This window comes from Erwinia sp. 1181_3 (assembly GCF_052824965.1).
In genome coordinates, this window is sequence record NZ_VTDE01000012.1 from 65,784 (window position 1) to 88,098 (window position 22,315).

23 protein-coding genes and 3 tRNA genes are annotated in these 22,315 nt (G+C 54.1%); 17 read left to right on the plus strand and 9 right to left on the minus strand.

All coding sequences use genetic code 11. From position 1 onward, the window contains the following. Window positions 1-74 precede the first annotated feature (74 nt). Entirely contained in the window at window positions 75-1,172 is a 1,098-nt protein-coding gene (locus FY046_RS20595; protein WP_446186442.1) for a GGDEF domain-containing protein, read from the minus strand. 249 nt (window positions 1,173-1,421) lie between these two features. On the opposite strand from FY046_RS20595, the gene FY046_RS20600 reads away from it, so the two are divergent. Then, the gene (locus FY046_RS20600; RefSeq protein ID WP_133842413.1) at window positions 1,422-1,658 is read left to right on the plus strand and encodes a DUF1435 domain-containing protein; all 237 of its coding nucleotides are present in this window, start codon (window positions 1,422-1,424) and stop codon (window positions 1,656-1,658) included. A gap of 137 nt (window positions 1,659-1,795) precedes the next feature. Here the strand turns inward: FY046_RS20600 and FY046_RS20605 are convergent. The 4 genes from FY046_RS20605 to rsmC form a co-directional block, all read right to left on the minus strand. After that, a tRNA-Leu gene (locus FY046_RS20605) sits at window positions 1,796-1,882 on the minus strand. A 34-nt stretch (window positions 1,883-1,916) separates the two neighbouring features. After that, window positions 1,917-2,003: transfer RNA gene (locus FY046_RS20610), tRNA-Leu, on the minus strand. A 33-nt stretch (window positions 2,004-2,036) separates the two neighbouring features. Beyond that, a tRNA-Leu gene (locus tag FY046_RS20615) sits at window positions 2,037-2,123 on the minus strand. A gap of 214 nt (window positions 2,124-2,337) precedes the next feature. Next, window positions 2,338-3,366, minus strand: coding sequence for a 16S rRNA (guanine(1207)-N(2))-methyltransferase RsmC (rsmC, locus tag FY046_RS20620; RefSeq protein ID WP_446186443.1), 1,029 nt, complete (start codon window positions 3,364-3,366; stop codon window positions 2,338-2,340). A 107-nt stretch (window positions 3,367-3,473) separates the two neighbouring features. Here rsmC and FY046_RS20625 point away from each other — a divergent pair, with 107 nt between their 5' ends. Genes FY046_RS20625 through yjjG form a run of 3 tightly spaced genes read left to right on the plus strand, consistent with a single transcriptional unit; the run spans window position 3,474 to window position 4,989 of the window. After that, the gene (locus FY046_RS20625; protein WP_446186444.1) at window positions 3,474-3,893 is read left to right on the plus strand and encodes a DNA polymerase III subunit psi; all 420 of its coding nucleotides are present in this window, start codon (window positions 3,474-3,476) and stop codon (window positions 3,891-3,893) included. Beyond that, window positions 3,856-4,296: a ribosomal protein S18-alanine N-acetyltransferase gene (gene rimI, locus FY046_RS20630; protein WP_446186445.1), complete on the plus strand. Its 441-nt coding sequence runs from the start codon at window positions 3,856-3,858 to the stop codon at window positions 4,294-4,296. Before FY046_RS20625 ends, rimI begins: the two co-directional genes overlap by 38 nt. A gap of 15 nt (window positions 4,297-4,311) precedes the next feature. Continuing rightward, the gene (gene yjjG, locus FY046_RS20635; protein ID WP_167863339.1) at window positions 4,312-4,989 is read left to right on the plus strand and encodes a pyrimidine 5'-nucleotidase; all 678 of its coding nucleotides are present in this window, start codon (window positions 4,312-4,314) and stop codon (window positions 4,987-4,989) included. Window positions 4,990-5,041: 52 nt separating this feature from the next. Here the strand turns inward: yjjG and yghU are convergent, their stop codons facing one another. Next, a complete protein-coding gene (yghU, locus tag FY046_RS20640; RefSeq protein WP_200641727.1) occupies window positions 5,042-5,893 on the minus strand; it encodes a glutathione-dependent disulfide-bond oxidoreductase in 852 nt (283 codons plus the stop codon). 144 nt (window positions 5,894-6,037) lie between these two features. Between yghU and FY046_RS20645 the strand changes: the two genes are divergently transcribed. The 10 genes from FY046_RS20645 to deoD all read left to right on the plus strand — a co-directional run bounded on the left by FY046_RS20645 (window position 6,038) and on the right by deoD (window position 16,097). Next, a complete protein-coding gene (locus FY046_RS20645; RefSeq protein WP_446186446.1) occupies window positions 6,038-6,685 on the plus strand; it encodes a DNA-3-methyladenine glycosylase I in 648 nt (215 codons plus the stop codon). A gap of 167 nt (window positions 6,686-6,852) precedes the next feature. Further along, window positions 6,853-8,442, plus strand: a complete 1,590-nt coding sequence (gene prfC, locus FY046_RS20650; RefSeq protein ID WP_133842406.1) for a peptide chain release factor 3 — start codon at window positions 6,853-6,855, stop codon at window positions 8,440-8,442. A gap of 283 nt (window positions 8,443-8,725) precedes the next feature. Beyond that, a complete protein-coding gene (gene osmY / locus FY046_RS20655; RefSeq protein WP_133842405.1) occupies window positions 8,726-9,340 on the plus strand; it encodes a molecular chaperone OsmY in 615 nt (204 codons plus the stop codon). Between the two features lie 129 nt (window positions 9,341-9,469). Then, on the plus strand, window positions 9,470-9,631 hold the full coding sequence (locus tag FY046_RS20660; RefSeq protein ID WP_133842404.1) for a DUF1328 domain-containing protein: 162 nt from the start codon (window positions 9,470-9,472) through the stop codon (window positions 9,629-9,631). Window positions 9,632-9,726: 95 nt separating this feature from the next. Next, window positions 9,727-10,776 carry a patatin-like phospholipase family protein gene (locus tag FY046_RS20665; protein ID WP_159336854.1) on the plus strand — a complete coding sequence of 350 codons (1,050 nt, stop codon included), beginning with the start codon at window positions 9,727-9,729 and terminating at the stop codon, window positions 10,774-10,776. Then, window positions 10,773-11,549 carry a TatD family hydrolase gene (locus FY046_RS20670; RefSeq protein WP_167863340.1) on the plus strand — a complete coding sequence of 259 codons (777 nt, stop codon included), beginning with the start codon at window positions 10,773-10,775 and terminating at the stop codon, window positions 11,547-11,549. The genes FY046_RS20665 and FY046_RS20670 overlap by 4 nt, the downstream gene beginning before the upstream one ends. Before the next feature lie 276 nt (window positions 11,550-11,825). After that, window positions 11,826-12,605: a deoxyribose-phosphate aldolase gene (deoC, locus tag FY046_RS20675; RefSeq protein WP_133842401.1), complete on the plus strand. Its 780-nt coding sequence runs from the start codon at window positions 11,826-11,828 to the stop codon at window positions 12,603-12,605. A 121-nt stretch (window positions 12,606-12,726) separates the two neighbouring features. Next, on the plus strand, window positions 12,727-14,046 hold the full coding sequence (gene deoA, locus FY046_RS20680; protein WP_133842400.1) for a thymidine phosphorylase: 1,320 nt from the start codon (window positions 12,727-12,729) through the stop codon (window positions 14,044-14,046). 66 nt (window positions 14,047-14,112) lie between these two features. After that, complete coding sequence (gene deoB / locus FY046_RS20685) at window positions 14,113-15,336, plus strand: phosphopentomutase (RefSeq protein ID WP_167863341.1); 1,224 nt, start codon at window positions 14,113-14,115, stop codon at window positions 15,334-15,336. 41 nt (window positions 15,337-15,377) lie between these two features. Continuing rightward, window positions 15,378-16,097, plus strand: coding sequence for a purine-nucleoside phosphorylase (deoD, locus tag FY046_RS20690; RefSeq protein ID WP_133842398.1), 720 nt, complete (start codon window positions 15,378-15,380; stop codon window positions 16,095-16,097). A gap of 91 nt (window positions 16,098-16,188) precedes the next feature. On the opposite strand, the gene FY046_RS20695 is transcribed toward deoD, so the two are convergent. Next, window positions 16,189-16,575, minus strand: coding sequence for a DUF4354 family protein (locus tag FY046_RS20695; protein WP_159336856.1), 387 nt, complete (start codon window positions 16,573-16,575; stop codon window positions 16,189-16,191). A 115-nt stretch (window positions 16,576-16,690) separates the two neighbouring features. Continuing rightward, complete coding sequence (locus FY046_RS20700) at window positions 16,691-17,407, minus strand: YtjB family periplasmic protein (RefSeq protein ID WP_133842396.1); 717 nt, start codon at window positions 17,405-17,407, stop codon at window positions 16,691-16,693. Window positions 17,408-17,559: 152 nt separating this feature from the next. Between FY046_RS20700 and serB the strand changes: the two genes are divergently transcribed. The 3 genes from serB to nadR are packed head-to-tail and all read left to right on the plus strand — an operon-like array spanning window position 17,560 to window position 21,168. After that, complete coding sequence (serB, locus tag FY046_RS20705; RefSeq protein ID WP_133842395.1) at window positions 17,560-18,537, plus strand: phosphoserine phosphatase; 978 nt, start codon at window positions 17,560-17,562, stop codon at window positions 18,535-18,537. Between the two features lie 9 nt (window positions 18,538-18,546). Beyond that, a complete protein-coding gene (gene radA / locus FY046_RS20710; RefSeq protein ID WP_133842394.1) occupies window positions 18,547-19,929 on the plus strand; it encodes a DNA repair protein RadA in 1,383 nt (460 codons plus the stop codon). 12 nt (window positions 19,930-19,941) lie between these two features. Beyond that, complete coding sequence (nadR, locus tag FY046_RS20715) at window positions 19,942-21,168, plus strand: multifunctional transcriptional regulator/nicotinamide-nucleotide adenylyltransferase/ribosylnicotinamide kinase NadR (RefSeq protein ID WP_133842393.1); 1,227 nt, start codon at window positions 19,942-19,944, stop codon at window positions 21,166-21,168. 60 nt (window positions 21,169-21,228) lie between these two features. Here nadR and FY046_RS20720 read toward each other — a convergent pair whose 3' ends face one another. Next, window positions 21,229-22,230 carry a zinc-binding alcohol dehydrogenase family protein gene (locus FY046_RS20720; protein ID WP_167863342.1) on the minus strand — a complete coding sequence of 334 codons (1,002 nt, stop codon included), beginning with the start codon at window positions 22,228-22,230 and terminating at the stop codon, window positions 21,229-21,231. Window positions 22,231-22,315: the final 85 nt, after the last annotated feature.

Here is a 22,315-nt window from a genome sequence, read left to right on the forward strand (position 1 = left end):
TGGCGTGAGTTTGTATTAAAAAAAAGGTTAAGTTTTTAAAATGAATTGGCCCTAAAAAAGGCCAGTTTCATTTTTTAAACAACATCGGCGGGCTGGTTAAGCGGTTTTTTTACCCTATCCTGATGAGAGAGAATGGTATTTCGGCCCTGATTTTTTGCCAGATATAACGCACGGTCAGCATTTGCCAGAGCATTGTCAAAGTCATCTTCAATCAGCGGGGCAATCCCGGCGCTAATGGTGACATGCGTCGCCACCCGATCATTAAAACGATGAGGAATTTCCAGATCCAGTACGTATTGGCGAATACGCTCTGCCAGCTTCATCGCAATCGATTCATTAACATTCGTCAATAATACCAGGAACTCTTCACCGCCGTAGCGTGTGACGATATCGCGTGATCGCACCGCGTCACGGATAGCCACTGAAACGCGAGCCAGCGCCTGATCTCCCATCGCATGGCCATAGTTGTCGTTATAAGCTTTGAAATGATCAATATCCAGCAGCAGGACGAAGTGGCTGCCGGCATGATTATCGAGAATATTTTCCAGACGGTTTTTGAGTCCGCGTCGGTTATACAGCCCGGTGAGCGGGTCCAACATGCTCAGGTCACTGTAGGTCTCTTTCTCTTCATACAACTGGCTGACAAGGCGCCGGGTAAAGTTATCGCGCCGCCGTTGCATCAGATGGTGCAGGGTAAAGCCAAACAGCGGCAGGATGATGGTAAAGAGGATAACCAACGTATTCTGGCCGTGATCCAGCACCAGTACCGCCACAGACGCCGGGAGGGTGTGCAGACAGAAGGCGAACAGGTGATCGCCCAGCGCAATCGCACTGATAAAGAATACGCTGACCAGAGCGATCAGCAGATAGCTGCCATCAAAATAAAAGCTCTGGTGATACTTCAATACGATTTGCCATGCCCAAAGTAATCCTGTCAGCAGTGCGGCAATATTTAATAGCGGAAATTGACCTAAAGGTTTTAAAACCATCCATATTAACAACGTAATGCTCAATATTATGATGGCTGCCGTTGGTACAGTAACCATGGATGTGGCAATGCTATTAACATTAAACAGACAAAAGATGGCGGTAGCTGTGTTTAAAAAAAGAAATAGCATCAGCGATAGCCGATGCTTGCTGTGAAGCAATTCATCGTAGCTTTGTAATTTCATTATAGTTACTCGTGACTGCCCTGAAATATCAAAGTGCTGGCACGCAGACTCGACTGATATCTCGTAATTGGAATAGTTTAGAGCCGTTATTATTAGATTTTTCTGAATGGTAATCGTTGCCAATTTACCACTTAAACCTGGGGCTGTCATCCGCAGGGACAAAGTTTCAACAATGTTGCTGCAAAGTGATAAAAACTATCATATGCTATTGGTAATCATTATCATTTGAGATTGTGTGGGGTTAGCGGGATGATCGGTAAAAGACTGGACAGTGGGTGGGGTGTACTGATTCCTTGCGCCATGATGCCGCTGGTGGCGTTAATGGAGTTGTCATTCAGTGAGTGGCGTGTGCTGATGGTCGTGGCATTTCTGGCAACCGTGGTGATGCTGTTTCACAAGCGTCTGCGCCACTATATGCTGCTGCCTTCCTGCATCGCACTGGCTGGCGGTCTTGCGGCGATTTCAGTGAATTTTACGACGATCTGACCAGCGGAGATCATCCGGGCTGATAAACAAATAGCAAGGAGCGTTTTGGCGTCAGAAGTACGGTATGGATAAAGATAAGGCGGATGAATAATGAAATCAGAAGGGTATCGTGGGAGTCACTGCAGAGGGATTCAACATGGTGCGAAGAGAGGGACTTGAACCCTCACGTCCGTTAAGACACTAACACCTGAAGCTAGCGCGTCTACCAATTCCGCCACCTTCGCGTCCTGTTGAACTTTCTATTCATATCACCGCATTTGGTGCGAAGAGAGGGACTTGAACCCTCACGTCCGTTAAGACACTAACACCTGAAGCTAGCGCGTCTACCAATTCCGCCACCTTCGCGCAGATGCTGCGTAATATGAACAACGTGGTTTTTGGTGCGAAGAGAGGGACTTGAACCCTCACGTCCGTTAGGACACTAACACCTGAAGCTAGCGCGTCTACCAATTCCGCCACCTTCGCATACCCGCAACATAACAACGTTATATCGCAACCACGGAGGCGCATTCTAGAGATTTTATGAAGTACGTCAACAGTTATTTCTTATTGTCGAAACAATCGCCTGGAAAACCAACGGAAGCGGCTCATGCGGCCCTGACCCCTACGGATTCTGAGTTGAAATCCCAGGGGCGAGGCAAGCCTCGCCCGGTGCCATCATCCGACACGTTACAGAGGGTTATTTCTTCGGTGGACGGCCTTTCACGGCACGGTAAACCTTGAAGCGTCCGTTCTGCAACAGCACTTCATGGCTGCCAAAGGTTTCGTCCAGCACCTGCGGGTAAGGCAGGAAGGCGTTCGCCACGATCCTAAGCTCACCGCCGGTGTTAAGGTGAGTGATGGCCCCCCGGATCAGCGTCTGTGCAGCATCCAGACTGGTCTGCACGCCGTCATGGAACGGTGGGTTGGAGAGGATCATGTCAAAGCGGCCCGGGATGTCGGAGTAGACATTACTGGCGAACACTTCCCCTTCCAACTGGTTCGCCGCCAGCGTGGCTTTACTGGCTTCAATCGCCGCCGCATTCACATCGGTCAATGTCAGGCGCACTTTCGGCGAGTGACTGGCCAGCAGGGCAGCAATCACCCCCGCGCCACAGCCCATATCCAGCACTTTGCCTTTGGTGTGCGGCTTGAGGGTGGAGAGCAGCAGCTGGCTGCCAATATCCAGTGCATCGCGGCTGAACACGCCAGGCAACGTTTTAATCGTGAGATCGCCGAGCGGGTATTCATCCCAGAAACTGTCAACGTCGAAGGTCGGTTGCTTGTCCAGGCGGCCATGATAGAGACCACAGCGGCGGGCGCTGTCGATCTTAGTGACCGTTGCCCAGTCTTCCAGCATCTGCTCCGCACTGCGAACGCCGCTGCGGTTTTCGCCGATAACGAAAATATCGCAGCCCACGGGCAGCAGTGACAGCAGATTCTGTAACTGGAACTGTGCTTCTGGTTTGTTCTTTGGCCAGTAATAGACCAGAGTGTCGCAGTCGGCGACCACCTCAGCGGTGGCAACCAGGCCATAATGGGCGCTTTCCCCAAGGGCACGGCTGAGGATCTGCCAGTGATGGTATTGCTGGGTATGTACCCGGCTCAGTGCCGTTTCCAACTGGGCGGGCAGGTCATCCTGCAGGTCACCAGCAAACAGCACGCGGCGTTCAGTAAACTCATCACTATGGCGCAGTATCACTTCACTGGCCGGGGTAAATGCGGACATCGATGGCTCCTTATAAATCAGAGCGGCGATTATAGTCGTTTGTTGGCGCAGTTTCGACGAATTTGCTAGCATGGCGACGCAATCAGGCGACCAGACAGGAAAAAAAGATGTCTTCCAGACGTGACTGGTTATTACAGCAAATGGGCATAACGCAGTATACGCTGCGGCGTCCGCGTGCCTTGCAGGGGGAAATTGCGGTGACCTTGCCCGCAGAAATTCGCCTGGTGATTGTGGCAGAAACGCCCCCGGTGCTGAACGATCCGTTAGTGATGGACGTTCTGCGCGCACTGAACCTGCACGATCCGCAGGTGCAGATATTTACCCCTGACCAACTTATGATGCTGCCGGATGACGCCCGCTGTGCCAGCTGGTGTTTAGGGCTCGATGCTCCGGTGCCACTGGCCGGAACCCAACTGGCTTCGCCTTTGCTGGCGGAGCTTTATCACAATGCCGACGCCAAACGGGCGCTCTGGCTGCAGATTTGCCAACATGAATCAGATTTCTTTACTCACCCCGAACGATCTTGAACAGGCGTTTGCCATTGAGCAGCGCAGCCACGCTTTTCCCTGGTCAGAAAAAACCTTCTCCAGCAATCAGGGCGAACGTTACCTGAACTTCTGCCTGGAGGTAGACGGCGTGCTGGCCGCCTTTGCCATTACGCAGGTCGTGCTGGATGAAGCTACGCTGTTTAACCTGGCCGTTGATCCGGCATTTCAGCGCCGTGGCCTCGGGCGCCAGCTGTTACAGCATCTGATTAGCGCGCTGGAACAGCGCGGCGTACTGACGCTGTGGCTGGAGGTGCGCGCGTCTAACACGGCGGCTATCGCGCTTTATGAGCAGCTGGATTTCAATGAAGTCTCCATACGCCGCAACTATTATCCGACGATAGACGGTAAAGAAGACGCGATCATGATGGCTTTAACTATTTAACAGGGAACCTCACTGATGCTAAAAGACTGGGACTGGATTTTATTCGACGCTGACGACACGTTATTCCACTTCGATGCGTTTGCCGGTTTGCAGCGTCTGTTTCAGCAGTATGACGTGCAGTTTAGCCGTGCCGATTACGATGATTATCAGGCGATTAATAAGCCGCTGTGGGTGGATTATCAGAACGGGGCGATCAGCGCCTTGCAGTTACAGCATCAGCGTTTTGAGAGCTGGGCCGCGAAGCTGGATGTGACCGCTCAGGACCTGAACAGTGGCTTTTTGAGCGCAATGGCTGAGATTTGCACGCCGCTGGTCGGTGCCGTCGACCTGCTGAATGCGCTGAAGGGCAGAGTGAAAATGGGCATCATCACCAACGGCTTTACGGCCCTTCAACAGGCGCGTCTGGAACGTACCGGCTTCCTGGGCGTGTTTGATCTGCTGGTGATTTCTGAGCAGGTGGGCTATGCCAAGCCGCATCCGGCGATCTTTGATTATGCGCTGACCCGCATGGGCAATCCTGCACGTGAGCGGGTGTTGATGGTCGGGGATAACCCGGATTCAGATATTCTGGGGGGGATTAATGCGGGGCTGGCCACCTGCTGGCTGAATGCCGAAGGTCGGGCGCAGCCGGAAGGGATCAACCCGACCTGGCAGGTCACATCGCTGAAAGAACTCCAGGATAAATTAGTGTAACGGGCGGACCGAAAAAGAAGGTCCGCCCCTTCACCTTGCCCGGTCAGGTGTTTTACAGCCCCAGTTTGTCGAAATCTGATGCGTCGTGACGTTCAGGCAACTGCTCTTCCGGCGCGCCCCATGTCCGGTTGACGATGCGGCCACGTTTGACGGCCGGGCGCTGTGCGACTTCTTCGGTCCATCGCACCAGATTTTTGTAAGAGGCGGCATCAATAAACTCTGCGGCTTCATACATCAATCCCTGTACCAGTGCGCCATACCACGGCCAGATCGCGATATCGGCAATGCTGTATTCGTTTCCGGCAATGTAGCGATGCTCTGCCAGTTGCTTATCCAGCAGGTCGAGCTGACGCTTGGCCTCCATCGTGAAGCGGTCAATGGCGTATTCAATTTTGACCGGGGCATAATGATAGAAATGCCCGAAGCCGCCACCAAGATAAGGCGCCGCGCCCTGTAGCCAGAATAACCAGTTCAGCACTTCAGTACGTCCTGCCGCATCCTTGGGCAGGAAATGCCCGAATTTCTCCGCCAGATACAGCAGGATCGCGCCAGATTCAAACACGCGAGTGCCCGGAACCGTGGTGGTGTCGAGCAGCGCCGGGATTTTCGAATTCGGGTTAACCGCAACAAAACCGGACGTGAACTGCTCACTTTCACCAATGCGGATCAGATGCGCGTCATACTCCGCGCCCTGCACGTTCAGCGCCAGCAACTCTTCCAGCAGAATGGTCACTTTCTGGCCGTTTGGTGTGCCCATAGAGTAGAGCTGCAACGGGTGTTTCCCGACGGGCAGGCTGGCTTCAGAACGTGCACCTGCGGTTGGGCGGTTAATGCTGCCCCAGGTGCCACCCAGACCTTTATTCTCGCTCCAGACTTTGGCTGGTTGATAGTCGTTGTTACTCATAGCAGTAATGGTCCTTTCTTAGGGGAACGGGATCGCGATGGTCTGAAAGTATGGACCATGCCGATAAATACAGTTCACATATAGCATTCTCTGCAACCCCAGGTTTATCCTCAATGAGCACTGTTGATCAAAAGGAGAGGAAAAATGGCGGCATCTGACAACGCGTATCTTGAGCAGGAGGGGCTGATAACAACCCAGGATGGACGGCGCTGCTGCGCCTGGCAGGCGACAATGCCTGACTATCATGATCGCGAATGGGGCAGACCTGTAGTGAGCGATCGCCTGCTGTTTGAAAAAGTCTGCCTGGAAAGTTTTCACTCTGGCATGTCGTGGCAGATGATTTATAACAAGCGCGAAAACTTTCGCCGTGCGTTCGACGGTTTCGATTTCTCTCTCGTCGCGCAGTATGACGAGCAGGATGTGACGCGAATGATGGCAGATAAAAGCATTGTCAGAAACCGCGCCAAGATCCTCTCCGCGATTAACAATGCCCGCTGTGCGCAGAGACTGGTGGCAGAAGCCGGGTCACTGGCAGCCTGGTTCTGGCAGTTTGAACCGACAGCAGCCGATCGCCCACAGCGCATTGACCTGCATTACTGGCAAACGCAAAACACCTCACCGGAAGCGACAGCGATGTCGAAAGCATTGAAAAAACGGGGCTGGACGTGGGTGGGACCGGTGACCACTTACTCGCTGATGCAGGCGCTGGGGCTGGTGAACGATCACCTTGAGGGCTGCGGCTGCCGGGCCGAGTGTGAAGCTGAACGTGCGGCATTGCACAGGCCGTACTGAAGAGCAGTAAGCCTGCGCGCACGCTTTCGGTTGAATAAGCGCCGGTCAGTCATTGTGTCTGACGCCGGGATAGGCGAAAATGCCGACCATTATTGATTAATCGGCTGTGAAAACCGTCGCACGCGCTCTGCCGTGCACTGGCACAGCGCCAAACCAGAAGAAGCTTCATGTCAAATGCACCGTTTATGCAAGAGGTGGCTCGTCGCCGCACTTTTGCCATCATTTCTCACCCGGATGCCGGTAAAACCACCATCACTGAAAAAGTGCTGCTGTTCGGACAGGCTATTCAGACCGCCGGTACGGTAAAAGGCCGTGGCTCTAACCAGCATGCAAAATCTGACTGGATGGAGATGGAAAAACAGCGTGGGATCTCGATCACCACCTCGGTGATGCAGTTCCCTTATCGCGGTAGCCTGGTAAACCTGCTGGACACCCCTGGGCACGAAGACTTCTCCGAAGATACCTACCGTACGCTGACGGCGGTTGACTGCTGTCTGATGGTGATTGACACCGCAAAAGGCGTTGAAGATCGTACCCGTAAGCTGATGGAAGTTACCCGTCTGCGTGATACGCCGATCCTGACGTTTATGAACAAACTTGACCGTGACATCCGCGACCCGATGGAAGTGATGGACGAAGTTGAGAGCGAGCTGAAAATCGCCTGTGCGCCAATCACCTGGCCTATCGGCTGTGGCAAACTGTTCAAGGGCGTTTACCACCTGTACAAAGATGAAATCTACCTTTATCAGAGCGGTAAAGGCCATACCATTCAGGAAGTGCGCATCGTCAAAGGGCTGGATAATCCGGAGCTTGACGCGGCGATTGGTGAAGACCTGGCGGCACAGCTGCGTGATGAGCTGGAGCTGGTGCAGGGGGCTTCGCATGAGTTCGACCGCGATGCCTTCCTGGCAGGTAAATTAAGCCCGGTATTCTTTGGTACGGCGCTGGGTAACTTCGGCGTTGACCATATGCTGGACGGGTTGGTGGAGTGGGCACCCTCACCGATGCCGCGTGACACTGACGTACGTACCGTCAGCGCCACGGACGAGAAATTTACCGGCTTCGTGTTTAAGATCCAGGCCAATATGGACCCGAAACACCGTGACCGCGTGGCCTTTATGCGTGTGGTCTCCGGTAAATATGAAAAAGGCATGAAACTGCGTCAGGTCCGTACCGGGAAAGATGTGGTGATCGCCGATGCGCTGACGTTTATGGCGGGTGACCGTTCGCACGTTGAAGAAGCGTATCCGGGCGATATTATCGGCCTGCATAACCACGGTACCATCCAGATTGGCGACACCTTTACCCAGGGTGAGAACATGAAGTTCACCGGTATTCCGAACTTCGCCCCGGAACTTTTCCGTCGTATTCGTCTGCGCGACCCGCTGAAGCAGAAACAGCTGCTGAAAGGGCTGGTACAGCTGTCAGAAGAGGGGGCAGTGCAGGTGTTCCGCCCGGTGCACAACAACGATCTGATCGTTGGCGCTGTTGGGGTGCTGCAGTTCGATGTGGTGGTTGCGCGTCTGAAAAGCGAATACAACGTGGAAGCGATCTACGAAGCGATCAACGTCTCAACCGCCCGCTGGGTGGAGTGCAGTGACGCGAAGAAGTTCGATGAATTCCAGCGTAAAAATGAGGTCAACCTGGCGCTTGATGGCGGTGACAACCTCACTTATATCGCACCGACCATGGTGAACCTGAATATCACCCAGGAGCGTTATCCTGACGTGGTGTTCCGCAAAACCCGCGAGCATTAATCCCGCAGAGGGGCGGACCTTCTTTCCCGGTCCGCCCTGAATCACCTTTACAGACTCCTCCTAAAACCCCTCTTTTTTGCTGCTTTATCCATCAAATCAACCACCATTCCCGGTGAAATCCTCATTACCGACTATATTCATGTCTACAGGACGAAAAATATGCGGCGCGATGGCTGCAACGTTCAATGGCAAAAGCAGCACGAATTGCCGACAACTACAGTCACGCCGTTTGTGACTGAAAAGCTCACCGTTGTGAGTGGTAAAAGACAAAAGGAACGAATCGATGATGAAGACTAAGATGACAAAAACCCTGATGGCGTTAGTGGTAGGTTCTGCTCTGGTAAGCGGTTCTGCTCTGGCAGAAGGCACCTTGATGAACAAAACAGAGTCTACGGCGGATAGCGCGGGTTCGAAAATCGATAGCTCTATGAAAAAAGTCGGTGGCTACATGGATGACAGCGGCGTTACCGCTAAGGTAAAAGCCGCATTGGTGGATAACGATGCGATTAAAAGCACCGATATTTCCGTTGAAACACACAGTGGTGTGGTGACACTTAACGGTTTCGTGACTTCGCAGGAGCAGGCTGAACTGGCCGTGGCCGCTGCGAAGAAAGTGGAAGGTGTGAAATCCGTTAGTGACAAACTGCACGTAAAAGACAGCACAAAACAGACAGTTAGCGGTTATGCCGGTGATGCAGCAACGACCAGCGAAATTAAAGCTAAACTGTTAGCTGATGACATCGTTCCTTCGCGCAATGTGAAAGTGGAAACCACCAATGGTGTGGTACAGCTTTCCGGTACGGTGAAAACCCAGGCGCAGTCTGAACGCGCTGAAGGCATTGCCAAAGCGATTGAAGGTGTTAAGAGCGTTAAAAACGATTTGACCGTTAAATCGTAATAAACCAGCGGCCCTGGTTTACCGGGGCCGCCAGTTGATTCATCTGCACAGAACAAACATTCCCCCTGCCTGGCAGGAGATGTGAATGATAAAAAATAGTTAGACTTCACTACTGGTAAGGAGAGACATATGTTTCGATGGGGTATTATTTTTCTGATTATTGCGCTGATTGCCGCAGTCCTGGGCTTCGGTAATTTAGTGGGTGCGGCTACAGGCGCAGCTAAGATTGTGTTTTTCGTCGGTATTATTATTTTCCTTGTCAGCCTGTTTACCGGGCGTAAAAAACTTTAGTCCCTGGCCTGAGTCGCTGAATAAGCAATAAGCGCCTCACGCACCTGACCAAGAACAGGTATCCTCTTTCTCTTTACCTTGAGAGGATACCTGGCTTGGGCACACGCATTCCGATAACCCTTGGCAATATTGAGCCACTGGCGTTAACACCCTTCCGGCCAGGCAAACTCGCTCTGGTATGCGAAGGCGGTGGGCAGCGCGGTATCTTCACCGCCGGTGTACTGGACGCTTTCCAGCAGGCCCGCTTCAACCCCTTTGATCTGATGCTCGGCACCTCTGCCGGGGCGCAAAATCTCTCTGCTTTTGTCTGCGGCCAACCGGGCTATGCTCGCCGTGTCATCACCCGTTACACCACCCGTAAACAGTTCTTTGATCCGCTGCGTTTTGTGCGTGGAGGGCATTTGATCGATCTCGACTGGCTGATCGATGTGACCCGCAAAGAGTTCCCACTGGCCGTTGATGCCGGGGAGAAACTGTTCTCCAGCGGTCGCGAATTCTATATGTGCGCCTGCAGAAGCGACGATTATACGCCGGATTATTTTTCACCGACCGCCGATACCTGGCATGACATTATCAAGGCTTCCAGCGCCATTCCGGGTTTTTACCGGCCGGGTGTTGATCTCTCCGGCGTCAGCTATCTTGATGGCGGCATCCGCGATGCCATTCCGGTGCGCGAAGCCGCACGGCGCGGCGCGGAAACCATAGTGGTAATCCGCACGGTACCCTCGCAGATGACCTATACTCCTTTGTGGTTGAAACGCGTTGAACGCTGGCTGAGTGAGGGCGCACTGCAACCGCTGATCAACGTTTTGCAGGTGCATGAAGAGAGCTATCGCGAGATCCAGCGCTTTATCGACAACCCGCCGGATTCGCTGCGCATTATTGAAATCTATCCGCCGCGCCCACTGGCCAGCAACGCGCTCGGCAGTCGGATTGCTGCGCTCAATCAGGATTATCACCTTGGCCGCCGCTGTGGGCGTTATTTTCTTGCCACGCTCGGTCAGTGGCTAAACGACGGCAACCGTCTTATCCGGCGGCCGGTGGTGCCATTGCTGCCCGTTGCCAATGAACCGCATCGGCAGGGGATTAACCTGCCATCGTTGCCGGGTAATGATGAAGATTTTGATAAAGGATCGCTGGCATGACGCTGCGCTTTGTAGACACCCACTGCCATTTTGATTTTCCGCCGTTTGTGGGGGATGAAACGGCCAGCCTGCAACGGTCGGCTGCCGCAGGCGTTGAGCGAATTATTGCTGTTGGCGTCTCCGCAGAGCGCTTTGATGGGGTGATTGCGCTGGCTGAGTGCCATGATGCGGTTTATGCCGCGCTCGGCGTGCATCCAATGGCGATTGCAGAGCATCGGCCTGAGGATTTGCAGGTGCTGGAGCAGCATCTGCAACGGCGGCACCCGAAGCTGGTGGCGATTGGGGAAATTGGTCTCGATCTCTACATCGACAATCCGCAGTTCGAACGACAGCAGGCGCTGCTGGATGCGCAGCTTAGGCTGGCGCGTGATTATGACCTGCCGGTGATCCTGCATTCACGCCGCACTCATGACAAGCTGGCGATGCATCTGCGCCGTATCAGCCTGCCACGTTGTGGTGTGGTACATGGTTTTGCCGGCAGCGAACAGCAGGCGCTGGCCTTTATCCGTGCGGGCTATGCGATTGGCGTAGGCGGTACCATTACCTATGAACGCGCCAGTAAAACTCGGCAGACTCTTTCCCGGCTGCCGCTGACTTCGTTGCTGCTGGAAACCGACGCACCCGACATGCCATTACAGGGGTATCAGGGGCAGCCCAACCGTCCGGAGCGGGTCAGGGAAGTCTGGGAAACGTTGTGTGCACTCCGGCCCGAATCCCCGCAACATATTGCTGATACTCTGCGAGAAAACACCCGTACGCTATTTGGCGTGTGAGCTGACTATACTTTTATCCTTCCACATAACGAAAAACAGAATGTTATAATTATAACATTTCCTTATGATGTCGCTGAACGCCGTTATTTGCCTCGGTGGCGCCTTGTTGCGTGATGAACATCAAATTTCTTGCGAAAGTGATGAAACAAGAATCCTTTTATTGTGAAATCACCCACAAAACAGTCTAATGCTGACTGTTATAATTTTAACATTACAGGGCGTCGCGGGTTGAGTATATGTCGACCCCGCCCTCATAAAACCTGTCTGGAGAGAACGATGTCCGATGTGAAAACTCAGGCGCTGCGTGCGCTGCAACTGATGGATTTAACCACGCTCAATGAGGATGATACTGACGCTAAAGTGATCGCGTTATGTCACCAGGCGAAATCTCCGGGTGGTAACACGGCAGCCATCTGTATCTACCCGCGTTTTATTCCGATTGCCCGCAAGACGCTGCGTGAGCAGGGGACCCCAGACATTCGCATCGCTACGGTGACCAACTTCCCGCACGGCAACGATGATATTGATATTGCACTGGCGGAAACCCGTGCAGCGATCGCCTACGGTGCGGATGAAGTGGATGTGGTATTCCCGTATCGCGCATTGATTGCGGGTAACGAAACCGTCGGATTTGAGCTGGTAAAAGCCTGTAAAACTGCGTGTTCAGACGCTAACGTGCTGTTAAAAGTAATTATTGAAACGGGTGAGCTGAAAGAGGAAGCACTGATCCGCAAAGCATCCGAAATTGCCATCGATGCAGGCGCTGACTTTATCAAAACCTCAACGGGCAAAGTGCCGGTTAACGCCACCCCTGCTGTGGCGGAAATCATGATGCGTGTGATTGCCGAAAAAGGGGTCAAGCAGCAGGTCGGCTTTAAGCCTGCCGGTGGCGTGCGCACCGCCGATGATGCTGCACTGTATCTGAAACTGGCAGATGACATTCTGGGCAGCGACTGGGCCGATGCCCGCCATTTCCGTTTTGGCGCTTCCAGCCTGCTGGCCAGTCTGTTAAATGCGGCGGGCTTCTCAGGCGCAACCAGCGACAGCAAATACTAACAGCTGACGGGTCAGGTCTGCCTGACCGCTGTGACGGCGGGTATCACCATCCTGTTTACCCGTAGGGGTAGGGCATGCCCGACCCGTTGAACCATTTTCGCTATTAATACCGGGGGTTACCGTGTTTCTGCCACAAGAAATTATTCGAAAAAAACGTGATGGACAGGCGCTAAGTGAAGAAGAGATCCGTTTCTTTATCAATGGTGTGCGTGATAACACGGTCTCTGAAGGGCAGATTGCTGCACTGGCAATGACGATTTACTTCCACGATATGTCGTTGCCTGAGCGCGTGGCGTTAACCATGGCCATGCGTGACTCCGGTTCGGTACTCAACTGGAAGGCGCTTAATCTCAATGGCCCGGTGGTGGATAAACACTCCACGGGGGGCGTTGGCGATGTGACCTCCCTGATGCTGGGGCCAATGGTCGCGGCCTGCGGCGGCTATGTACCGATGATCTCTGGCCGTGGCCTTGGTCATACCGGCGGCACGCTGGATAAACTTGAGGCGATCCCCGGCTTTGATATTTTTCCGCAGGACGATCGTTTCCGCCAGATCATTAAAGAAGTGGGTGTGGCGATCATTGGCCAGACCAACTCACTGGCACCGGCAGATAAACGTTTCTATGCCACACGTGATATTACCGCCACAGTTGACTCGATTCCGCTGATTACGGCGTCGATCCTCGCCAAAAAACTGGCTGAAGGCCTGGATGCGCTGGTGATGGATGTGAAAGTGGGGTCAGGTGCGTTTATGCCGACGTTTGAAAAATCAGAGGCGCTGGCGCAGGCGATTGTTGGCGTGGCGAACGGCGCGGGATGCAAGACCACCGCGTTGCTGACGGACATGAATCAGGTGCTGGCATCCAGTGCAGGAAATGCGCTGGAAGTGCGCGAAGCGGTGCAGTTCCTCACCGGTGAATACCGCAATCCGCGACTGCTGGAAGTGACGATGGCGCTGTGCAGCGAGATGCTGCTCTCCGGTGGCCTGGCAACGTCGGCAGATGATGCGCGCAGCAAGCTTCAGGCTGTGCTGGATAATGGCCGTGCGGCTGAAATATTTGCCCGTATGGTGGCAGCACAGAAAGGACCGACAGACTTTATTGAACGGATGGACAGTTATTTGCCTGCACCGATGTTGAGCAAAGCGGTGTTTGCCGACAGGCCTGGCATCGTTAATGCCATGGACACGCGTGCACTTGGCATGGCGGTAGTATCGCTGGGTGGCGGCCGTCGTCGCGCCAGTGACAGTATTGATTACAGCGTAGGTTTCAGCGATGTGGCGCAACTGGGTGATGCGGTGGACGGTCAGCGTCCGCTGGCCGTGATCCACGCGTCTGATGAAGCCAGCTGGCAGGAAGCGGCCAGCGCGGTAAAACGCGCCGTTGCCGTTGGGGAGGGCGTACCCGCCTCAACGCCAGTTATTTATCGCAGAATATCCTGAGAAGGAGTATTCTGTTCTGATCGCATTTTTTTAACGCTCATCGCGACTATCGCGCAGGAGATCAGGATGAAACGTGCATTTATCATGGTGCTTGATTCCTTTGGGATCGGGTACAGCAAAGACGCCGACAAGTTTGGCGATAAAGGCTCGGATACCCTCGGACATATTGCTGAGGCGTGCTTCAAGGGTGAAGCAGACAAAGGGCGTAAAGGCCCACTCCATCTGCCCAACCTCACGGCACTGGGTTTAGGTAAAGCGGCGGAAGCCTCTAGCGGTAAATTCCCGCTGGGGCTGGATAAAGACGCCGAGATTATTGGCGCTTACGCATACGCCAGCGAGCTCTCCTCCGGGAAGGACACGCCGTCGGGTCACTGGGAAATCGCCGGTGTACCTGTGCTGTTTGACTGGGGGTACTTCAGCGATCTGGAAAATAGCTTCCCGCAGGAGCTGCTCGATCTGTTGGTGGAAAAAGCCAATTTGCCGGGTTATCTCGGCAACTGCCACTCTTCCGGCACGGTGATCCTCGACCAACTGGGCGAAGAACATATGAAAACCGGTAAGCCGATTTTCTATACCTCTGCCGACTCGGTGTTCCAGATTGCCTGCCACGAAGAGACCTTCGGCCTTGATCGCCTCTACGAACTTTGCGAGATTGCCCGTGAAGCGCTTACCGAAGGGGGGTACAATATTGGCCGCGTGATTGCGCGTCCGTTTATTGGCGACAAAGCAGGAAACTTCGAGCGTACCGGGAATCGTCACGACCTGGCGGTAGAGCCGCCTGCGCCAACCGTCCTTAAAAAACTGGTTGACGAGCAGGGCGGTGAAGTGATTTCAGTGGGTAAAATTGCGGATATCTATGCGCATGTCGGCATCACCAAAAAGGTGAAGGCGACCGGCCTGGATGCGCTGTTTGATGCCACTGTCGCTGAAATGAAAACAGCGCCGGACAACAGTATTGTGTTCACTAACTTTGTTGATTTTGACTCAACCTGGGGACACCGCCGCGATATTCCTGGCTATGCCGGTGGGCTGGAGTTATTCGACCGCCGTTTGCCTGAGCTGATGGCACAGGTGAAAGAAGGGGATATCCTGATCCTCACCGCTGACCACGGCTGTGACCCAAGCTGGCAGGGCACCGAGCATACCCGCGAGCATATTCCTGTGCTGATTTACGGGCCGGGCGTGAAGCCGGGTGATTACGGTTATCGCGATACCTTCGCCGATATCGGTCAGACGGTCGCTCACTATTTTGGTCTTTCACCCATGGAATACGGTAAGCCGTTATTCTGAAGGTTGAAGTAACACTCTATTTTTTGAGATAAGGATGAAACATGGCTACGCCACACATTAACGCTGAGATGGGTGATTTCGCTGACGTTGTGCTGATGCCGGGCGATCCGCTGCGTGCAAAGCACATTGCTGAGACCTTCCTGCAGGACGCCGTGGAAGTGAATAACGTGCGCGGTATGCTGGGCTACACCGGGACTTACAAAGGCCGTAAGATCTCCGTCATGGGTCATGGCATGGGCATCCCGTCTTGCTCTATCTATGCGAAAGAGCTGATCACCGAATTCGGCGTGAAAAAAATCATCCGTGTGGGCTCCTGCGGTGCGGTACGTGCCGATGTGAAACTGCGTGACGTGGTGATTGGTATGGGTGCCTGCACCGATTCCAAAGTGAACCGCATGCGTTTTAAAGACCACGATTTCTCAGCGATTGCTGATTTTGACATGGTCCGTAACGCGGTTGATGCAGCGAAAGCGCTGGGTGTGAAAGCGCGTGTGGGCAACATCTTCTCTGCTGACCTGTTCTATACGCCAGACCCACAGATGTTCGACGTGATGGAAAAGTACGGCATTCTGGGTGTGGAAATGGAAGCTGCAGGCATCTACGGCGTGGCCGCAGAGTTTGGCGCCAAAGCGCTGACCATCTGCACCGTATCTGACCATATCCGTACCCATGAGCAGACCACCGCCGCAGAGCGTCAGACCACCTTCAGCGAGATGATTGAAATCGCGCTGGAATCTGTGTTGCTGGGCGATAAAGAGTAATTTCTCCCGCGAGGCTGGCATTCAGCCAGCCTCCGTTTATCAGCGTTCCTTTCAAAAAATCACGCGAAATGCCGCGCACAGCCGACCTTCATTAACGACATTTGTCCGTAATCTTCACCCGGTTGATATCAAACACACTGTCGTCAGCGGCAGAGAAAATCACCGGCCCTGTGACTTTGCCCTGAGGTTTTAATTTCCCGCGCGCCAGATGCTCATCAACACGGTCAACCGGGAATTCCCGGCCATCACGCGAATACCCTTTCAGGCAAAACATCTGCAAGTCGATATTTTTCGCTGTGGTATTTTTCAGCGTAACGTTAAACGTTTTCCCGTAATTATCCAGGCCATCTGACGACAGGGATTTCAACTCTTTTTGAGTGGAATAAACAGCGATCCCGGATTGATCTGCGGCAACAGCAGCAGCAGAAAAACACAGGCCCACAGTGGTCATCGTGATGATAATAAAGCTCCGTTTCATCGTTGTACTCCTTAGTTTTCAGGCATCAAGAACGCATAAGCGCTCGGGAGTGTTTAAGATGCAGCTGAGGTGAAAAGGAGTACAGAACACGAAAAGCTATTTCAACGGAATAGCTTTATTTGCTGTTAGATAAGGAAGACGTCGCTTTATTTTCTGTATCGGAAGCCGGAGGGCTACCGACTGTTTCAGCGTCTGTTTCACTCTCGTCATCATCCTCTTTCACCGGATTGTTTGCGGTGAGCAGGAACGGCGACTGCTGCCAGCGGGTACGACGATCGCGCAGCAGAGTACGGGAGAGAATAATGCCGATGGCCAACGCCAGGATCATCATTAAGCGCAGTATATTGGTGGTGTTATCCACCTGCTTAGCTTCGGTGACCAGTACATGGGTATCCAGCGTGACGCGCAGAAATCCGCGCGGGCCGTCTTTGCTCGCCAGCGGCTGGACAATCTGATGGTTAAAGTAACTACCGGCACGCTGGCCATCCAGTGCCAGGCGGTCGCGTACGTTAATGCTTTCACCGCTGTGTGCGATCAAACTTCCCTCGCTGTCATACAGTGAAGCATCAAGAATGCGGCTTTCATGGGTCATCTGGTCGAGTGAATCGATAATTTTTTGATGATTATCATCCGGATTGTCCATCAGCGGCGTCAGCGTCCAGGCGACCTGGCGTGTCAGCGTATGGGCCAGTTCTTCAACCTGTTCAGAACGCGCCATCTGGTGCCCCAGACTGAACCACGAGGCGCCCTGCATCAGCACGACCAGGAGTGTCAGGCAAATCAGGACGATCACCGTACGGTGAAGACGAAACTTCAGTTTGGCTTTTGCCATCTCAACCCTTCAATCCTGGAGAAAGAACCGCTTTCCGGTCATTAGCTTTATGTTGCCAGAAGGCGGGCTTACAGGGTAGCCTCTTGCGTGGTTTTAATGCTCTGCCTATGTTGAGCAACAATAGTGATAATTAAGTCCTTACAGGAGCTGTGATGCCAAATAGCCTCACCTGGTGCGACCTGCCTGCCGAAGTCTCTCTCTGGCCGGGGTTACCTCTATCTTTGAGCGGTGATGAAGTGATGCCGTTGGATTACCGTGCTGGCCGTACCGGCTGGTTGCTGTATGGGCGCCAACTCGATAAGGCCCGACTGACAGAATATCAGCGCCAGTTAGGCGCTGCGATGGTGATCGTCAGTGCCTGGGTGGTGGAGGATTATCAGGTGGTACGCCTGGCCGGTTCCCTGACACCGCGTGCGATGAAGCTGGCCCACGATGCGGGCATGGATGTTGCTCCGTTAGGGCGCATTCCCCACCTGAAAACGCCAGGTCTGCTGGTGATGGACATGGACTCCACGGCGATTGAAATCGAATGCATCGACGAGATCGCCAAACTGGCGGGCAGCGGCGAGCTGGTGGCGGAAGTCACCGAGCGTGCGATGCGCGGTGAACTGGACTTCGCCGCCAGCCTGCGTCAGCGTGTGGCCACGTTGAAAGATGCCGATGCCAACATTCTGAAAACCGTGCGTGACCAGCTACCGTTGATGCCGGGCCTGACTTCGCTGGTTGCTAAGCTGCAGGCGCTGGGCTGGCATGTAGCGATTGCTTCCGGCGGCTTCACGTACTTTGCTGAATACCTGCGCGATACGCTGCACCTGTCGGCGATTGCCGCCAACGTGCTGGAAATCCGCGATGGCAAGCTGACCGGCGAAGTGCTGGGCGACATCGTTGATGCACAATATAAGGCAGACACGTTGCGTAAGCTGGCTGCCCGGTTTGAGATTGCTCCAGAGCAGACGGTGGCCGTCGGTGATGGCGCCAATGATCTGCCGATGATCAAAGCCTCAGCGCTGGGCATCGCCTATCATGCCAAACCGAAAGTGAACGAGCAGACCGAAGTGATTATTCGTCATGCTGACCTGATGGGCGTCTTCTGTATTCTCAGCGGCAGCCTGATCCACGAAGAGCGTTAAGGGGTAGATTTGGCCAAAGCGGTAAAGCGCGCCTTTGTCTGTAACGAGTGCGGCGCAGATTATCCTCGCTGGCAGGGCCAATGTAGCGCCTGCCATGCATGGAATACGATTACTGAGGTGCGTCTGGCGGCATCGCCTGTTGTTGCGCGCAATGAGCGCCTGACAGGTTACGCCGGTAGCGCCGGGCCAAGCCGCGTGCAGAAACTGTCGGACATCAGTCTCGACGAACTCCCGCGGTTTTCCACCGGTTTTAAAGAGTTTGACCGTGTGCTGGGCGGTGGTGTGGTCCCGGGCAGTGCGATTCTGATCGGGGGTAACCCCGGCGCGGGGAAAAGTACCCTGCTGTTGCAAACCCTGTGCAAGCTGTCAGAAGGGATGAAAACCCTGTATGTCACCGGGGAAGAGTCGCTGCAACAGGTGGCGATGCGCGCCCATCGTCTGGGATTACCCACTGAAAATCTGAATATGCTGTCGGAAACCAGCATCGAGCAAATCTGCCTGATCGCCGAGCAGGAGCAGCCGAAACTGATGGTGATCGACTCGATACAGGTGATGCATATGGCCGATATCCAGTCCTCTCCCGGTAGTGTCGCGCAGGTGCGTGAAACCGCAGCCTATCTGACCCGTTTCGCCAAAACCAAAGGTGTCGCCATCGTGATGGTGGGCCACGTGACGAAAGACGGTTCCCTGGCAGGGCCGAAGGTGCTGGAACACTGTATTGACTGTTCGGTACTGCTGGATGGTGATGCGGACTCGCGTTTCCGTACCCTGCGCAGCCATAAAAACCGCTTTGGTGCGGTGAATGAGCTGGGCGTGTTTGCCATGACCGAGCAGGGGCTGCGTGAAGTGAGCAACCCATCGGCGATATTCCTAAGCCGTGGCGACGAAGTCACCTCCGGCAGTTCAGTGATGGTGCTGTGGGAAGGAACACGTCCGCTGCTGGTGGAGATTCAGGCGCTGGTGGATCATTCGATGATGGGTAATCCGCGGCGCGTTGCAGTGGGCCTGGAGCAGAACCGTCTGGCGATCCTGCTGGCCGTATTGCACCGCCACGGCGGCCTGCAAATGGCCGATCAGGATGTGTTCGTCAACGTCGTGGGTGGAGTGAAAGTCACGGAAACCAGTGCCGACCTGGCCCTGATGCTGTCGATGGTTTCCAGTCTGCGTGACCGCCCGTTACCGCACGATCTGGTGGTGTTTGGTGAAGTGGGGCTTGCGGGGGAGATCCGCCCGGTGCCAAGTGGTCAGGAGCGTATTTCCGAGGCGGCTAAACATGGTTTCCGCCGCGCCATTGTGCCGATAGCGAATGTGCCGAAGAAGCCACCGGAAAATATGAAAGTGTACGGTGTGAAGAAGCTGGCTGACGCGTTGTCTATACTTGACGAATTATAATGGAGTGAGTCCATGTCATCGTTTGACTACCTTAAAACCGCCATTCGCCAGCAGGGCTGCACCTTACAGCAGGTATCTGATGCCAGCGGTATGACCAAGGGGTACCTCAGTCAGCTGCTGAATGCGAAAATCAAAAGCCCCAGCGCGCAGAAGCTGGAGGCGCTGCACCGTTTTCTCGGGCTGGAGTTTCCGCGTCGCGAGAAAACCATTGGCGTGGTGTTTGGTAAATTCTATCCGCTTCATACCGGCCATATTTATCTGATCCAGCGCGCCTGTAGCCAGGTGGACGAGCTGCATATCATCATGGGTTACGATGAGCCGCGCGATCGTCAGCTGTTTGAAGCCAGCGCCATGTCACAGCAGCCCACGGTCAGCGACCGTCTGCGCTGGCTGCTCCAGACCTTTAAATACCAGAAAAACATCCGTATTCACTCATTCAATGAAGAGGGAATGGAGCCGTATCCGTACGGCTGGGACGTCTGGAGCCACGGCGTGCAGTCGTTTATGGACGATCACGGCATTGTGCCGAACTGTATCTACACCAGTGAAGAGGGGGATGCCGAGCAGTTCAGTACCCACCTCGGTGTCGAGACCATTGTTATCGATCCAAAACGTTCATTTATGAACATTAGCGGCGGGCAGATTCGTCAGGATCCGTTCCGCTACTGGGAATATATTCCCACTGAAGTGAAGCCCTTCTTCGTGCGCACTGTGGCGATACTCGGCGGTGAATCGAGCGGGAAATCCACACTGGTCAATAAGCTGGCGAATATCTTCAATACCACCAGTGCCTGGGAGTTTGGCCGCGATTACGTCTTCTCGCATCTGGGCGGCGACGAGATGGCGTTACAGTATTCTGACTACGATAAGATCGCCCTCGGCCAGGCGCAGTACATCGACTTTGCGGTGAAATACGCCAATAAAGTGGCGTTTATCGACACTGACTTTGTGACCACGCAGGCATTCTGTAAAAAGTATGAAGGCCGTGAGCATCCGTTTGTTCAGGCGCTGATTGACGAGTATCGTTTCGATCTGGTGATCCTGGTGGAAAACAACGTGCCCTGGGTGGCCGATGGGCTGCGCAGCCTGGGCAGCTCGGTGGATCGCAAAGAGTTCCAGTCACTGCTGATCGCCATGCTTGGCGAGAATAACATCAACTATGTTCACGTTGAGCAGGACAACTACGACGAGCGCTTCCTGCGCTGCGTCGAACTGGTGAAAGAGATGCTGGGCGCTTAAACATCGCTGCCCCGCCGCAGGGGCCGATCCTTTTTTCCGATCGGCCCGCCACGGTGAAACTTAATACACCATCACCACTTTGCCACGCATATGGCCGTCCAGCACTAGCTGGTGGGCTTCTGTCAGTGTTTCTACGCTCAGCCCATGCAGGGTTTTGCTCAGTGAACCTGCCAGCTTACCGTCATCCAGCAGCGCGGCAGTGGCATCCAGAATCTCTCCCTGACGGGCGATATCCGGCGTGGTGAACATGCTTCGTGTGTACATAAACTCAAAATGCAGCGCGGCACTTTTCAGCTTCAGGTGATCCATGTTTAACGGTTTCTCGTTTTCAACGATGGTACAGATATGCCCTTGTGGTGCGATCAGTGTGCTCATCGCTTCCCAGTGACCATCGGTATCGTTCAGGCAGAAAATGTAGTCCACCTGTTTGATATCATGCTTCGCGAGCTCTCCAGCCATATCACGGTAGTCGATCACCAGGTCGGCGCCACGATCCTGACACCACTGTGCTGAATCAGGGCGTGATGCCGTGGCGATCACCGTCACTTTGCTGCGCAGTTTGGCCAGAGGGATCGCCAGCGAACCGACGCCGCCTGCGCCGCCTACAATCAGCAGCGTTTTGCCTGCTGTGGCACTTTCGAGTTGCAGACGATCAAACAGGCCTTCCCACGCTGTCAGTGCAGTCAGCGGGATGGCGGCAGATTCTGCCCAATCCAGTGAGCGAGGCTTGTGGCCGGTAATCCGCGCATCAATCAACTGCTGGCTGGCATTGCTACCTGGCCGGGTAATGTCGCCTGCGTAATAGACTTCATCGCCCGTTTTAAAACCACTGACCTTGCTGCCCACGGCCAGCACGATACCGCTGGCATCCCAGCCGAGCACGCGTGGCTGTTGCATGCCATTTTTCTGTGCGCCTTTATGGACTTTGGTATCCACCGGGTTGACTGATGCGGCTTTGACGTCGACCAGCAGATCGTATTCACCCGGCGTTGGCTGGGGTTGCTGGATTTCAATAAACTGCTGCGGGTTTTCCGGGCTGATGGCAATGGCTTTAATGGTCATAGTGTTTCTCCTGAATACCTGAATAATTGTCTCTCAGTGTAGGTAATCAGCAAACGAATGATAAGATGGACAATGATGCACGCAG